At 67.3% G+C, this 13,675-nt stretch carries 18 protein-coding genes; 9 read left to right on the top strand and 9 right to left on the bottom strand.

All coding sequences use genetic code 11. The annotated features are described in order from the left end of the window. Positions 1-32: 32 nt before the first annotated feature. The 3 genes from OVY29_RS13300 to thiS form a co-directional block, all read right to left on the bottom strand. Entirely contained in the window at positions 33-605 is a 573-nt protein-coding gene (locus tag OVY29_RS13300; RefSeq protein WP_037554932.1) for a urate hydroxylase PuuD, read from the bottom strand. A gap of 96 nt (positions 606-701) precedes the next feature. Continuing rightward, on the bottom strand, positions 702-1,475 hold the full coding sequence (locus OVY29_RS13295) for a bifunctional sulfur carrier protein/thiazole synthase protein (protein ID WP_037554933.1): 774 nt from the start codon (positions 1,473-1,475) through the stop codon (positions 702-704). A gap of 1 nt (position 1,476) precedes the next feature. Next, entirely contained in the window at positions 1,477-1,677 is a 201-nt protein-coding gene (gene thiS / locus OVY29_RS13290) for a sulfur carrier protein ThiS (protein ID WP_037554934.1), read from the bottom strand. Positions 1,678-1,756: 79 nt separating this feature from the next. On the opposite strand from thiS, the gene OVY29_RS13285 reads away from it, so the two are divergent. The 4 genes from OVY29_RS13285 (at position 1,757) to OVY29_RS13270 (ending at position 5,628) form a co-directional block, all read left to right on the top strand. Continuing rightward, on the top strand, positions 1,757-2,197 hold the full coding sequence (locus tag OVY29_RS13285; RefSeq protein ID WP_037554935.1) for a type II 3-dehydroquinate dehydratase: 441 nt from the start codon (positions 1,757-1,759) through the stop codon (positions 2,195-2,197). A 71-nt stretch (positions 2,198-2,268) separates the two neighbouring features. Beyond that, positions 2,269-2,754 carry an acetyl-CoA carboxylase biotin carboxyl carrier protein gene (gene accB, locus OVY29_RS13280; protein ID WP_313911567.1) on the top strand — a complete coding sequence of 162 codons (486 nt, stop codon included), beginning with the start codon at positions 2,269-2,271 and terminating at the stop codon, positions 2,752-2,754. Between the two features lie 8 nt (positions 2,755-2,762). Continuing rightward, positions 2,763-4,124 (top strand): acetyl-CoA carboxylase biotin carboxylase subunit, encoded by a 1,362-nt coding sequence (gene accC, locus OVY29_RS13275; RefSeq protein ID WP_037554937.1) that lies wholly within the window; start codon positions 2,763-2,765, stop codon positions 4,122-4,124. 145 nt (positions 4,125-4,269) lie between these two features. Beyond that, positions 4,270-5,628: a L,D-transpeptidase family protein gene (locus OVY29_RS13270; RefSeq protein ID WP_200880166.1), complete on the top strand. Its 1,359-nt coding sequence runs from the start codon at positions 4,270-4,272 to the stop codon at positions 5,626-5,628. Positions 5,629-5,827: 199 nt separating this feature from the next. On the opposite strand, the gene OVY29_RS13265 is transcribed toward OVY29_RS13270, so the two are convergent. Continuing rightward, positions 5,828-6,574 carry a murein L,D-transpeptidase catalytic domain-containing protein gene (locus OVY29_RS13265; protein WP_052182175.1) on the bottom strand — a complete coding sequence of 249 codons (747 nt, stop codon included), beginning with the start codon at positions 6,572-6,574 and terminating at the stop codon, positions 5,828-5,830. Positions 6,575-6,744: 170 nt separating this feature from the next. Between OVY29_RS13265 and arsC the strand changes: the two genes are divergently transcribed. After that, positions 6,745-7,089 (top strand): arsenate reductase (glutaredoxin), encoded by a 345-nt coding sequence (gene arsC / locus OVY29_RS13260; RefSeq protein WP_037554938.1) that lies wholly within the window; start codon positions 6,745-6,747, stop codon positions 7,087-7,089. Here the strand turns inward: arsC and recF are convergent. Continuing rightward, complete coding sequence (gene recF / locus OVY29_RS13255; RefSeq protein ID WP_313911566.1) at positions 7,086-8,192, bottom strand: DNA replication/repair protein RecF; 1,107 nt, start codon at positions 8,190-8,192, stop codon at positions 7,086-7,088. The genes arsC and recF overlap by 4 nt on opposite strands. A gap of 12 nt (positions 8,193-8,204) precedes the next feature. Next, entirely contained in the window at positions 8,205-8,435 is a 231-nt protein-coding gene (locus OVY29_RS13250; RefSeq protein WP_152567597.1) for a hypothetical protein, read from the bottom strand. On the opposite strand from OVY29_RS13250, the gene OVY29_RS13245 reads away from it, so the two are divergent. After that, positions 8,434-8,562 (top strand): hypothetical protein, encoded by a 129-nt coding sequence (locus tag OVY29_RS13245; RefSeq protein WP_268746858.1) that lies wholly within the window; start codon positions 8,434-8,436, stop codon positions 8,560-8,562. The genes OVY29_RS13250 and OVY29_RS13245 overlap by 2 nt on opposite strands. Before the next feature lie 55 nt (positions 8,563-8,617). Then, positions 8,618-8,797 (top strand): PspC domain-containing protein, encoded by a 180-nt coding sequence (locus tag OVY29_RS13240; RefSeq protein ID WP_037554940.1) that lies wholly within the window; start codon positions 8,618-8,620, stop codon positions 8,795-8,797. A gap of 98 nt (positions 8,798-8,895) precedes the next feature. Here OVY29_RS13240 and nudC read toward each other — a convergent pair whose 3' ends face one another. Genes nudC through OVY29_RS13225 form a run of 3 tightly spaced genes read right to left on the bottom strand, consistent with a single transcriptional unit; the run spans position 8,896 to position 12,091 of the window. Next, positions 8,896-9,762 (bottom strand): NAD(+) diphosphatase, encoded by an 867-nt coding sequence (gene nudC / locus OVY29_RS13235; RefSeq protein WP_037554941.1) that lies wholly within the window; start codon positions 9,760-9,762, stop codon positions 8,896-8,898. Beyond that, complete coding sequence (locus tag OVY29_RS13230; RefSeq protein ID WP_037554942.1) at positions 9,762-11,048, bottom strand: serine hydrolase domain-containing protein; 1,287 nt, start codon at positions 11,046-11,048, stop codon at positions 9,762-9,764. The genes nudC and OVY29_RS13230 overlap by 1 nt, the downstream gene beginning before the upstream one ends. Next, positions 11,045-12,091, bottom strand: coding sequence for an A/G-specific adenine glycosylase (locus OVY29_RS13225; protein WP_037554943.1), 1,047 nt, complete (start codon positions 12,089-12,091; stop codon positions 11,045-11,047). The genes OVY29_RS13230 and OVY29_RS13225 overlap by 4 nt, the downstream gene beginning before the upstream one ends. A 259-nt stretch (positions 12,092-12,350) precedes the next feature. Between OVY29_RS13225 and OVY29_RS13220 the strand changes: the two genes are divergently transcribed. Both OVY29_RS13220 and OVY29_RS13215 read left to right on the top strand, forming a co-directional pair. Beyond that, on the top strand, positions 12,351-12,947 hold the full coding sequence (locus tag OVY29_RS13220) for a DUF721 domain-containing protein (protein WP_235211487.1): 597 nt from the start codon (positions 12,351-12,353) through the stop codon (positions 12,945-12,947). A gap of 10 nt (positions 12,948-12,957) precedes the next feature. Continuing rightward, on the top strand, positions 12,958-13,674 hold the full coding sequence (locus OVY29_RS13215; RefSeq protein ID WP_313911565.1) for a thioredoxin domain-containing protein: 717 nt from the start codon (positions 12,958-12,960) through the stop codon (positions 13,672-13,674). Position 13,675: the final 1 nt, after the last annotated feature.

The raw sequence follows: 13,675 nt of genomic DNA, 5'->3' as shown, positions 1-13,675 counted from the left end.
CCCCATGGCTTCGCCACAGGGAGGATGTTGGCTTAGCTGAAATTCACCATCGCATAGAGCATCGGGATCGACAGCAAGGTGTTGGTCCGCGAAAAGATCATCGCGGTCCGCGCGGCCTTGGCCTTGGCCGCGTCGTCGGCCTCGACGATCCCCAGCGCCTTTTTCTGGTTCGGCCAGATCAGGAACCAGACGTTGAACGCCATGATCAGCCCCAGCCACATGCCGACGCCGATCAGCCGGTAAGGTTCCTGCAGTCCCAGCGCGGGCGCCAGATATTTGGCGTGCCCCGCGATGCCGATCCCCAGCAAGACGGTCAGCAGTGCCGCCCAGCGGAACCAGAAGAGCGCGGCGGGCGCGATATGCTTGCCGACGGCGGGTTTCAGCTCGGCCGGAATCTTGGGCATCGTCGGCATCTGGACGAAGTTGAAATAGTAAAGCAGCCCGATCCACAGCACGCCGAAGAAGGTGTGCAGCCAGCGCATGATCGCGTTGCCCGCGGCGACGCCGTCCTCGAAATTCTGGCCGTTGAGGCACAGCATCAGGATAATTGCGAGCACCAGGCCCGTGCCGAGCACGGCGTGCAGATTTCCGAAAAACTTGTCCATGGCAGTTCCCCCATTTTATATCGGCGCCGTGCGACCCGGTGCCTGTGCCGATATGCCAGCGACGGGGGAAGCGCTCAAGCTTGTTGGAAGCGGGGCCTAGATCAACCCCGCGAGCGGGCTCGACGGATCGGCATATTTGCGAAGTCCCATGCGCCCCGCCAGATAGGCGTCGCGTCCCGCCTCGACCGCGCGCTTCATCGCGCGCGCCATAAGAATCGGGTCCTTCGCCTCGGCGATCGCGGTGTTCATCAGCACCCCGTCGCAACCGAGCTCCATCGCGACCGCGGCGTCGCTCGCGGTGCCGACGCCGGCATCGACGAGCACGGGCACCGAGGCGCCCTCGACGATCAGGCGGATCGTCACGCGGTTCTGGATGCCGAGCCCCGACCCGATCGGTGCGCCCAAGGGCATGATCGCGACCGCGCCCGCATCCTCAAGCTGCTTCGCGGCGATCGGATCGTCGACGCAGTAAACCATGGGCAGGAAGCCCTCCTTCGCGAGCACCTCGGTCGCCTCGAGCGTTTCGCGCATATTGGGATAGAGCGTCTTCGCCTCGCCGAGCACCTCGAGCTTCACCAGATCCCAGCCTCCCGCCTCGCGCGCGAGGCGCAAGGTGCGGATCGCTTCGTCGGCGTTGAAACAGCCCGCGGTGTTGGGGAGGTAAGTGACCTTCTTGGGATCAATATAGTCGGTGAGCATCGGCGCCGTCGGATCGGACACATTGACGCGGCGCACCGCGACGGTGACGATCTCCGCCCCCGACGCTTCGAGGGCGGCGGCGTTCTGTTCGAAATCCTTGTATTTGCCGGTGCCGACGATCAGCCGCGACGTAAATGTCCGGCCGGCGACGCTCCACTGATCCGCTGACAACTCAACCGCCTCCTACGAAATGAACGATTTCGAGCGCATCGCCCTCGGCGAGCGCGACGTCGGCGAGCGTCGAGCGCGGGACGATGTCGCGGTTGCGCTCGACCGCGACCTTCTTGACGTCGAGGCCGAGCGACGCGACGAGGTCGGCGATGCTGCCTTCGCGCACCTGCCGGGGTTCGCCGTTGAGAATGACCGAAATCACGTCAATTCGCCTCGCTTTGCCTTTTGCCGAGCAGCCCATATAGGGGGAGCCCGCAACGCCGCAACCGAAAGGCCGTGCCTTGGCTGAACTTCCGACCGTCTTTGTCCTCTCCGGCCCCAATCTCAACCTGCTCGGCACGCGCGAGCCCGAAATCTATGGCCATGACACGCTCAACGACATTCACGCGCGGCTGGAGGCGCAGGCGGAGGGGCTAGGGATCAGGCTCGAATGCCGCCAGACGAACCATGAGGGCGTGCTGATCGACTGGCTGCACGAAGCCTATATCGCTGGCGCCAAGGCGGTGCTGCTCAACGCGGGGGGCTATACGCATACCTCGATCGCGATCCACGACGCGATCAAGTCGATCAAGGTGCCGGTGATCGAGGTCCATCTGTCGGACCCGATGCAGCGCGAGACGTTTCGCCACATCAGCTATGTCGGCATGGCGGCGGCCCAGCATTTTGCAGGGCATGGCGCGAACAGCTATACGCTGGCGCTGGACGCCGCCGCGCGTCTCTGACAATAGGGCGCATCAAAAATCGGGGTCCGGGCGTTTGCAACGACAGCGCCGCAACAGCAGGAAAAATTCTCATGGGTGACCATAAAGACAATGGCATCAACATCGATCCGGCGTTCGTTCGCGCGCTCGCCGAGCTGCTCGACGACACGCAGCTGAGCGAAATCGAGGTCGAGGACGGCGACCGCAAGGTGCGCGTCGCGCGCACGCTGACCGCCGCCGCCGCACCCGTCGCCTTCGCGCCGGCGCCGGTGGCCGCGCCCGCCGCAGCCCCCGCCGCTCCGGCCGCCGCCCCTGCGGCGGCGGCCCCCGCCGCCGACAATTTCGCCGACGCGGTGAAGTCGCCGATGGTCGGCACCGTCTATCTCGCGCCCGAACCCGGCGCGCCCAATTTCGCGGCCGTCGGCTCGGCGGTGAAGCCCGGCGACACGATCCTGATCATCGAAGCGATGAAGGTCATGAACCCGATCACCGCGACCGCGTCGGGCACGCTCAAGGCCGTGCATGTCGAGAACAGCCAGCCGGTCGAGTTCGACCAGCCGCTGTTCACCATCGGCTGATCCATCCTATGGCTATCGAGAAACTCCTGATCGCCAACCGCGGCGAGATCGCGCTGCGCATCCATCGTGCGTGCCACGAAATGGGCATCAAGACGGTCGCGGTCCATTCGACCGCCGACACCGACGCGATGCACGTCCGCCTCGCCGACGAGGCGGTGTGCATCGGCCCGCCCGCGGCAAAGGACAGCTATCTCAACATTCCCGCGATCATCGCGGCGGCCGAAATCACCGGCGCCGACGCGATCCACCCGGGTTACGGCTTCCTGTCGGAAAACGAGCGTTTCGCCGAGATCATCGAAGCGCATAATATGGTCTTCGTCGGGCCGAAGCCCGAGCATATCCGCACGATGGGCGACAAGGTCGAGGCGAAGCGTACCGCGGTGGCACTCGGCCTTCCGGTCGTTCCGGGCTCTCCCGGTGCCGTCACCTTCAGCGAGGAAACCAAAAAGCTCGCCAAGGAAATCGGCTATCCGGTGCTGATCAAGGCCGCCTCGGGCGGCGGCGGGCGCGGCATGAAGGTCGTCCCCGACGAGGACAGCCTCGAAAGCCTGATGGGACAGGCTTCCTCCGAAGCGGCGGCCGCCTTCGGCGACCCGACCGTTTACATGGAAAAATATCTCGGCAACCCGCGCCACATCGAATTTCAGGTGTTCGGCGACGGCAACGGCAACGCGATCCATTTGGGCGAGCGCGACTGCTCGCTCCAGCGGCGGCACCAGAAGGTGCTCGAAGAAGCGCCTTCGCCGATCATCTCGGCCGACGAACGCGCGCGCATGGGCAAGGTCTGCGCCGACGCGATGGCGGCGATGGGCTATCGCGGCGCCGGCACGATCGAATTCCTGTGGGAAAATGGCGAATTCTTCTTCATCGAGATGAACACCCGCATCCAGGTCGAACATCCGGTGACCGAGATGATCACCGGTTTCGACCTCGTTCGCGAACAGATCCGCATCGCGGGCGGCGCGGGGCTTTCGGTCAAACAGGAAGACCTCGAATTTCGCGGCCATTCGATCGAATGCCGCATCAATGCCGAGGATCCGCGCAGCTTCCTGCCCTCGCCGGGCAAGGTGACGAGCTATCACGCCGCGGGCGGCATGCACGTCCGCGTCGATAGCGGGCTCTACGCCGGCTATTCGATCCCGCCCTATTACGACAGCATGATCGGCAAGCTGATCGTCTATGGCCGCAGCCGCGAAAGCTGCATGATGCGGATGCGCCGCGCGCTCGAGGAAATGGTGATCGGCGGGGTCAAGACGAACATCCCGCTCCATCAGGCCTTGCTCGCCGACCCCGACGTCATCCACGGCGACTATACGATCAAGTGGCTCGAGGAATGGCTGGCGCGGCAGGATGAGGAGGCCGGGGCTTAGCCACATCCCGTCACCCCGGCGAAGGCCGGGGTCCCGCCGTCGAGATTCCGGCCTCCGCCGGAATGACAAAGGAAGTTTTGACCTGCGACGGAGCGTGCTCCGCGTCACTTCCGCTAGCTCTTGTTTTTGGCTATGGGCTTTGACCATGGCCAAAAACGCTCCCTTTTCCGCGCGTCCCGCTGCGCTCCTCCTCCTCCCGCTGACCCTGTTCGCGGTCCCTGCCTTCGCGCAAACCGAGGTGAAGGAGGATTCGGTGATCCTCCAGCCCGACAAGGTGAAGGATGACGCGCCCGTCGTCGCCGTGCAAATCGACATGCCGAGCTGGACCGAGGACAATGCGACCGCGCTGCTGAGCTTCATCGAAAAGGTCGGCGACGAGGGCCTGTTCGCCAAGGATTATTATCCCGACGGCCTCGCCGCCGCGATCCTCGCCGACGATCAGGCGGCGCTCGACAAGGCCGCGACCGACCGCTTCCTGTTGCTCGCGACGCACCTGCGCGACGGCCGGACGCCGAATGCCGCGCGCAAGCAATGGTTCATGACCGACAGCGACGGCGACAGCGAACCCCTGCTGTCGCTGCTCACGGCCGCGCTCGGCGCCGGAACGGTGCCCGAAACGCTCGCCAGCCTCGACCCCGTCCATCCCGATTTCGCGCTACTCAAGGCGTCGCTCAAGACGGCGAAAACGCCCGCCGAGGCCAATGCGATCCGCGTCAATATGGAACGCTGGCGCTGGATGCCGCGCAGCCTCGGCGAACGCTATGTCGTCAGCAACGTCCCCGAATATGTCACGCGCGTCGTCCACGGCGGCACGACCATCGCCACGCACAAGGCCGTCGTCGGCAAGAATTCGACCCCGACGCCGCAATTGAACCCGATGGCGACCGGCATCATCGTCAACCCCACTTGGACGCTGCCGCGCAGCATCATCAACGAGGGCATCGGCGCGACGATCGCGCGCAACCCCGCCTCGGCGCGCGCGCAGGGCTATACCTGGACGGGCAGCGGCAAGACGCTGTCGGTGGTGCAGCAGCCGGGGGCGAACAATGCGCTCGGCGTGATGAAGATGGAAATGCTCAACGAGCATGCGATCTACCTTCACGACACCCCCTCGAAGGGCGCGTTCAACGCCGCGGCGCGCGCGTTCAGCCACGGCTGCATCCGCACCGAGCGCGCGCTGCACTTCTCGGGCCTGATGGCGGTGATGTTCGCGGGGAGAAGCCCCGAGGAATTCGGCGAGGCGATCGCGAGCGGCAAGACGACGCGCTTCGGCTTCGACCAGCCCTTCCCCGTCTATGTCGCCTATTGGACGATGGTTCCCGACGGCAAGGGCGGCGTGAAAAAGCTCGCCGACATCTATGGCCGCGACGCGCCGGTGGTGGCGAGCTTCGCCAAGCCCGGCCGCCCGACCGCGACGATCATCGCGCCCGAGCCGCCGCCGGTCGTCCCGACGATCCCCACCGCCGCGCGCGTGACGACGCCCTCGACGAGTGGGATTTATTGAGCGGGGTCAGCTAGCGACCGGAAGCGGCCGTTATATCCTCCCTGCGGCGAAGCCGCGGGGAGCGGGACCGCGCCCGCAGGGCGTGGTGGAGGGGCCGCGACGGTAGCGCAATAGCCCCTTCGTCAGTGCTTCGCGCTGCCACCTCCCCATGGCTTCGCCACAGGGAGGAGCTTAGGGCAGTTCCCCACCCTTTCGCCGCTTAATCCGCGGTCGTCGGCAGCGTCCCGCTGAACGTACTCGCGCGCCGCAGATTTTCGGTTCCCGGCAGCGGGTCGGCGGGCGGCAGCTGGAACGGCGTCGGCGTCGGCGGATGCGCGCTCAGCCGGTCGGCGAAGAGCAGTCGGCCGGGCCCCAGCTTGTAGAGGATCATCGGCAGCAGTTCCTCGCCGAACACGAAGCAGCCCTCGCTGCGCCCGAGCTTGCCCTGCGTCGCGATCAGTGCCGGGTCGGCGTACCAGGCGCCGTGCACGACGATCGCGCGCTGGTCGGCGGTATAATTGTCGGGCTCCAGCCCCGCGAGGCGCATCGACGATCCGTTCGCGCCCCAATAATAGTCGCTGGTGCGATAGGCGCCGCGCGAAGTCGCAAGGCTGCCGACGCGGCTCGAAAAGCTCTTGAGCCAGCCGTCGTGCTGCGGATCCGATCCGCGCCCGTGCGTCACCGGGAACATGTCGATCTTGCCCGCGACCATGTCGACCAAAGCGAAACGCGGGCGCGACGAGGGCAGGCCGAAATCGACGACGCCGACGCGGTCGGTCTGCGGGATATTGCGCGCCTGCATCGCAAGCTGCTTCTTCGCGACGGCGAGATAGTCGACCGGCGGGGGCAATGGCGCCACCGGTTGCTGGACCCAGTTCGGAAGCTGCGCGCGCGTCGGAACGGCGGCCAGCGCCCCCGCTCCCGCGATCCCGGCGAGCAGCCTTCTGCGATCGATCAATTCATTCACTTGCAACCCAACCCCGCATTGGCCGCCTTTGGCGATCCCTCGACTTCGCATAAGTCGTGTGTCGGCCGCGAAAGGCAAGCTGGTGGTTCCCCTTCATGCGGGAAGATGTGCCATATATGCCATGAATAGCGCGTTTACGCCGCGGTAAGGCTGCGTTAGGACGCCATTCCATGAAAGCGACCATCTGGCACAACCCCGCATGCGGCACCTCGCGCAAGACGCTGGCGATTCTCGAAGAGACGCCGGGCGTCGAGCTCACCGTCGTCGAATATCTCAAAAATCCCTATAGCGCCGGCAAGCTGCGCCAGCTCTTCGCCGACGCTGGCCTCACCGCGCGCGACGCGCTGCGCCTGCGCGGCACCGACGCCGAAGAGCGCGGCCTGAAGGACGCGAGCGAGGACGAGATCATCGCCGCTATGGCGACCAACCCCGCCTATGTCGAGCGCCCGATCGTCGAAACCGACAAGGGCGTGCGCCTGTGCCGTCCGCAGGATGTGGTGCGCGAAATTCTCTAGCCCGCGGCGATCCGCCCGCCCGCGACGCGAAAGCGCGTAGCGGGGCCGGGCATGGCGTCGAACAGCGCCGCCTCGGTCCCGGTAAGCCACGCCTGGCCGCCTTGCCCGGCGAGTCGATCATAGAGCGCGGCGCGGCGCAGCGGGTCGAGATGCGCGGCGACCTCGTCGAGCAACAGGAGCGGACGCCTCTCTCTGGCGCGCGCGACGCAGTCGCTGTGCGCGAGGATCAGCGAGAGCAGCATCGCCTTTTGCTCGCCGGTCGAGCAGCGCGCCGCCGCGCGGCCCGTCGCGGCATGGACGGCGTCGAGGTCGTCGCGATGCGGCCCGGCGGTCGCGCGGCCCGCGGCGGCGTCGATCCGCCGGCGCGACGCGAACAACGCCTTCAACGTATCGGCCGCATACGGCGCGGCGCGCGCCTTGCCGTCGCTGTCGACGAGCGTCAGCAACGGGCGGGCGAAGGGCGCGTCGGGCTGGCCCGCGAGTTCGGCCGACAGCCCCGCGAGCATCGCCTGCCGCGCGGCGTCGATCGCGGCGCCATGCTCGGCGAGCTGTGCCTCGAGGCTGGCGAGCCATTGCTGGTCGGCACCGGCGGGGTCGGCGAGCAGCTTGCCGCGCGCGCGTAGCGCCGCTTCATAACGATTGCCGTGCTGCGCGTGGCGCGGGTCGAGCGCGAGCACGAGCCGGTCGAGGAAGCGGCGCCGATTCCCCGCGCTCTCGACGAACAGCCGGTCCATCGCGGGGGTCAGCCACAGCACCGCCAGCCATTCGCCGAGCGCCGTCGCCGCGGCGGGGGCGCCGTTGATGCGCACGATCCGCCGCCCCGGCTGCGCGGGCTCCATTCCCGTCCCCAGCGCGACGGGGGGCAGGTCGGCGCCCGCCTGAACCTCGGCAAAGACGGCGCCGCCGCTCGCTCCGTCGCGCACCATGTCCGCCAACGGCGCGCGGCGCAGCCCGCGCCCCGGCGCGAGCAGCGAGACCGCCTCCAATATATTGGTCTTGCCCGCGCCATTGTCGCCGTAGAGCGCGACGAGTCCCGGCCCGGCCGCCATGTCCGCGGCGGCATGATTGCGAAAATCGGTCAGCGATAGGCGGGTCAGCGTCATTCTGAATCGCGCCTACCGCAGCGCATCGGGCGAAGCCAGCCCATCGCGCCCTGATCCGGCATAGAAATTTTTCCGACGAACGGGAATTTTCACCATCTTGGCGCATATTTCGCGCTGAAATAAAATTTCTGGAACCAAAAAACCGCGCTTAACCGCCAATGAATGAAATTGGCACGGTCCCTGCACCACCTCCGGCATCCACCGGATGGTCCGGATGGAAGGTTCAAGGAAGGAAAATATCATGGCCCATTTCAACGTCGAATCGTTCAAGAGCTACGCGATCGCTGGTGTTGCCTCGCTCTACTGCTCGCTGATGTTCCTCGCCGCTGTCGGCCCGAACGCTGCGCATTTCGGCGGGCTGGTCGCCTGACCAGCCGCCCCACTCCCAAAACGCCGGCCAAAAGGCCGGGATCGAAAGGAAAGAAATGAACCAGGGTTTTCGCAAGAATCGCCGTAACGGGATGATCTTCGGCGTCTGCGCCGGGATGGCGGACCAGTTCGGCATCGATGTCTTGTGGACGCGCATCGCCTTTGTCGCACTGACGCTCTTGGGCTTCGGCCTGCCTCTGCTGCTGTACCTCGCCGTCGCGATCCTCGCGCCATAGGACAGCCCGGGCTGGACGCTTTCGAAGCGCACAGTCGCACCGGCCCGCACATTCCCAAAGACCAGGGGCTCACCGGCCGGACCGGTGGGCCCTTTTCATTATGCCGCCCAGTCCTCGAGCAGATAGCGCGCGATCGCCAGCGACGGCGGCGCCATGAAGGGCGCGCCCATGTCTCCGCCAAGCGCCGCGCGCACCTCGGCGCGGTCGACCCACATCGCCGCCTCGATCTCGGTCGTGTCGAGCGTCAGCGCCGGATCCTTCGCCACCGCGCGGCATCCGATCATCAGCGACGAGGGGAAGGGCCAGGGCTGGCTCGCCACATAGGAGACGTCCGAAACATGGATGCCCGCCTCCTCGAACAATTCGCGCGCGACCGCTTCTTCGAGCGATTCGCCGGGCTCGACAAAGCCCGCAAGCGCCGAGAAAAAGCCCGGCGGAAAGCCGCCCTGCCGCCCGACGAGAACGCGGCCCTCGAACTCGGCGAGCATGATCACGACCGGGTCGACGCGCGGGAAATGCTCGGCGTTGCAACTGCCGCAGCGCCGCCCCCAGCCGCCGCGGAACAGGTCGGTGGGCGATCCGCACACCGCGCAGAAACGGTGCCGTGCGTGCCAGTCGACGAGGCTGCGCGCGCCGCCATAGAGCGCGGCCTCCTCGGTCGACAGCAACGGCAGCAACCGCATCACCGTGCGCGAACGCGCGTCGATACGACCCCCCGCCGCTTCGCGCACGAAGCGCGGCGCGCCGGTATCGTCGATCCCGAGCAGCATCAGCGCGCGCTCGTCGGCGGGGTCGAGCGGCTCCCACAGCAACCCGCCGCTCGCCCCCGGAACAAAATCGATCCCGTCGAGCGTCAGGCAGGTCGCGCGCGGATCCGCCGCGGCGGCGGCGAACGCGGCCTCGTTCGTGCGCAACTGGTCGGCGCGGTCGAGCCGAGCGCCGGTAAAACCGAGCGGCAAGGGCATCAGCTCGTCACATCCCTGAAGAAAGTCTCGCCGAACTTGCTCTGGAACGGCACCGCTTCGGGCGGCATGATCTGCGTATAGCCGGCGGCGCGATAGCCGAGCCCGCGGTGGACGAAACCGATCGTCCCCGCGGCGCCCGCCCAGCCGAAAATGCCTTCGCCGCCGGGCGAGGTCGGCAGCGACACGCGCCCGCCCGCGCCGAAACCCTGCCCGTCGATGAAGCTGCCCTTGCGGTCGACGCTGTCGGCGATCAGGTTCGACATCGCAAGCCTTGCGGTTTCGGGTTTCATCACGCGCACCCCGCCCGTGGCGCCTTCCCCCAGCAGCATCGCAAGGAAGCGGTCGTAATCGCGCGCGCTCGACACCAGCCCGCCGCCGCCGAACGGATAGGGCGGGGGATCGAGATAGATCGAACTCGCGGCGGGGTCGAAGGGGATGAGCGCACCGCCGAACGGCGCATAATTGCTCGTGAAGCGCGCGACGTCCTCCGCCTTCACCATGAACCCCGTGCTCGTCATGCCGAGCGGGCCGAACAGCCGCGCCTTCAGAAAGGCGTCGAACGCCTGCCCCGACACGACCTCGATCAGCCGCCCCATCAGGTCGAGGCCGATCGAATAGCTCCATTTCGTCCCCGGTTCATAGACCAGCGGCAGCTCGGCGAGCCGGTCGGCCATGACGGCGAGGCTCGGCGCCGGCGTCACCTCGGCGAAACCGGGGATCGGCAGGCGGCTCGCCTGGCCGCCGACGATGCCCGCACGATCATAGGCCGCCTTGATCGGCCCCTTCTGGATGATGTTGTAGCCGAGCCCCGCGGTATGGGTGAGCAATTGGCGCACCGTGATCGGGCCCCTCGCCGGGCGCACGTCGGTGATCGAACCGTCGGGGGTGTTCTGGACCTTCATATTGGCGAAGGCGGGCAGGAAATCGGCGATCGGCTGGTCGAGCGTCATCTTGCCGTCCTCGATCAGCAGCATCGCCGCGATCCCGGTGACCGGCTTGGTCATCGAATAAAGCCGCCACAACGTGTCGGGACCGACCGGCGTCGGCGACCCGTTCGACTGCACCCCCGCGCCGATGAACACCGGCGCCTCCTGTCCCTTGCCGATCGCGGCGAGCGTGCCGGCGAGTTCGCGGCGGTCGACGAAGCCTTGGATGAACGCGCTGGTCGCGGGATAAAGCGCCGCGCCGTCGGCGCGCCATGCGAGCGCGACGCGCGGCAGCAGCGCGCCCGCGCCCGCCAGCGCCATTCCGCCCATCAACGCGCGGCGCGAAACCATCATGTTCATAAATCCCTCTCCAGCATCTTGTCGGTCAGCTTGCGATAGAGCGTCGGCAGTCCGGCGGCGTCAAGCTCCGCGATCGGCCACCATATGCCTTCCGCTGCGGCATCCGGCGCTTCGGCAGAGGCTTTGGGCGGCGCGTCGCGGCGCACCAGCGCCAGCGTCAGGTCGAAATGGGTGAACCCATGATCGACGCGGACGATTCCCGACTCGGGCGGGGGTTCGTCCGACCAGTCGCCGCCGGGCAGCGCGCGCATCCCGCCCAGCATTCCCTTGTCGGGCCGCCGAACGAGCCAGATCGCGCCGTCGCGCTCGATCCACCAGGCCAGCCCGTGGCGATGCGGCTTCGCCTTCTTCGGCGGCTTGACCGGCAGGCGCTCGATGTCGGGCCGGCCGCGCGCGCGGCAATCGGCCATCACCGGGCAGATCGCGCAGGAAGGCGAGCGCGGCGTGCAGATCGTGGCACCGAGATCCATCAACGCCTGCGCGAAATCGCCCGGCCGCTCGCCGGGGACGAGCGGGGCGAGCGCGGCGCGAATCTCGCGCTTCGCCGTTGGCAGCGGGGTTGTGATCAGCCGGTGGCGCGCGATCACGCGCTCGATATTGGCATCGACGACGACCGCCGGTCGCCCGAAGGCGATCGCCGCGACCGCCGTGGCGGTATAGTCGCCGACCCCCGGCAGCGCGCGCAGCCCCGCCTCGCTATCGGGAAAAATCCCGCCATGATCGGCGACGACGGCGCGCGCGCACGCGAGCAGGTTGCGCGCGCGGGCATAATAACCGAGCCCCGCCCACGCCGCCATGACGTCGGCGTCGTCGGCGGCGGCGAGGTCGGCGACCGTCGGCCAGCGCGCCGTGAAGCGCGCGAAATAGCCCGCGACCGCGGCGACCGTCGTCTGCTGCAGCATCACCTCGGCGAGCCAGACGCGATAGGGATCGGGGCTCTCCGCGCTTCCCGGCGCGATCCGCCACGGCAGGATGCGCGCCGACCGGTCGTACCAGCCGAGCAGGCGGCTCGAAAAGTTCATCGTCTCTATTGCGGCGGTCATATTAAGCCCCTCCCCTTCAGGAGTGTCGGGCCGGTCGGTCCCCCGGACCGACCTGAAACGTCCGGGGGACGTTTCACCCGGCACTGGGTTGGGGTGGGGCCTCTGATCCTTGCGCAAGGCCGCGCGGCCCCACCCGCTGCGACTAGCGAACAAGTTCGCAAGTCTCGCTGCCCTCCCCTGAAGGGGAGGGTCGATTCAGTGTCACCTGCGATAGCGGAAGTCTGGACGCTCACCCCCCGCCTATGGCATGGCCTCCCGCATGACGAAAGAGACGGGAGACGGCCCGCCCGCCAAAAAGGCGAAGGCGAAAGGGGGGGCGAAGGGCGCGGCGAAAGGCGGCGTGAAAACCGCGAAGGCCCCCGCACGTCCCTATGAGCGCCCGCGCGGCGGCGAGGCGCGCGCGATTTCCGACCTCGTCCCCGAAATCGGCCGCACCGCCTTTCGCAAATTCGGCTTCGTCCAGTCGTCGGTGGTCAGCCGCTGGCGCGAGATCGTCGGCGACAAACTCGCCGACGTCACCCAGCCCGCGATGATCCGCTTTCCCGCCGGGCAGAAAGCGGGCGGCACGCTCCACCTGACGATCAGCGGCGCGCACGCGCCGATGCTCCAGCATGTCGCGCCCGACATCATCGCCGCGGTCAACCGCTTCTTCGGCTATGCCGCGATCGCCGCCGTCCGCATGACGCACGGCCAGGTCACCCCCGCCGCGCCCGTTCAGCCGCCGGCAATGCTCAAACCCGTACCCGCCGAACTGGGGGACAGTCTCCGCGACATCGGCGATCCGGAACTCAGGACCGTGCTCGAACGCATGGCCGCCGGCCTCGCGGCGCCGCCCAGGCTTCCGAAAATCAGTTAGGGCCACGATCATGTCCGTTTTTGACGACCCGCTTCTCGACCGCCGCACGGCGGTGCTCGCGCTCTCGGGTGCGGCGCTCGGCCTGATCGCGGCGGCGCCCGCCAAATCCGCTACATGGTCGCAGAGCGTCACGACCAGCCCGATCGGCGCCTTCGTCGCCGGAAACCCCGCCGCGAAGGTCCGGCTCGTCGAATATTTCAGCTACACCTGCCACATCTGCGCCGATTTCGCGAAGGCGGGCTCGCTGCCGCTCAAGACGGGCTATATCGACCGCGGGCTCGTGCTGTTCGAATATCGCAATCTCGTCCGCGACCCCGTCGACATGACCGCGGCGTTGCTGGCACGCGTTGGCGGCGCGAAAGCTTTCGCCGGCAATCACCAGGCGATCTTCGCCGCTTTCCCGGCGACGATCGCCAAGGTCCAGAAAGCCACCGAGGCGCAGAAAAAGAGCTGGCTCGAAGGCACCACGGCCGAGCGCGCGCGGAAGATCGCGGCCGGCACCGGCCTCTTCGCGCTGATGCGCGCGCGGGGCTATTCGCAAACCCAGCTCGACGCCGCGCTCGACAGCGAGGTCGCGCAGGCCGAACTCACCGGCATGACCAACATCGGCCTAAATGCCGACCGGGTCGAGGGCACGCCGAGCTTCTTCGTCAATGGCCGCAACGCCGAAGTCACCGCTTGGCCCGCGCTCAAATCGAAACTCGACCTCGCGCTCAAGGCCTCTTAAA

It is taken from the genome of Sphingopyxis sp. SE2 (genome assembly GCF_032227185.1).
GTDB lineage: Bacteria > Pseudomonadota > Alphaproteobacteria > Sphingomonadales > Sphingomonadaceae > Sphingopyxis.
The sequence above is the reverse complement of the archived record's forward strand: the minus strand, read 5'-3'. Positions and strand labels throughout refer to the sequence as shown.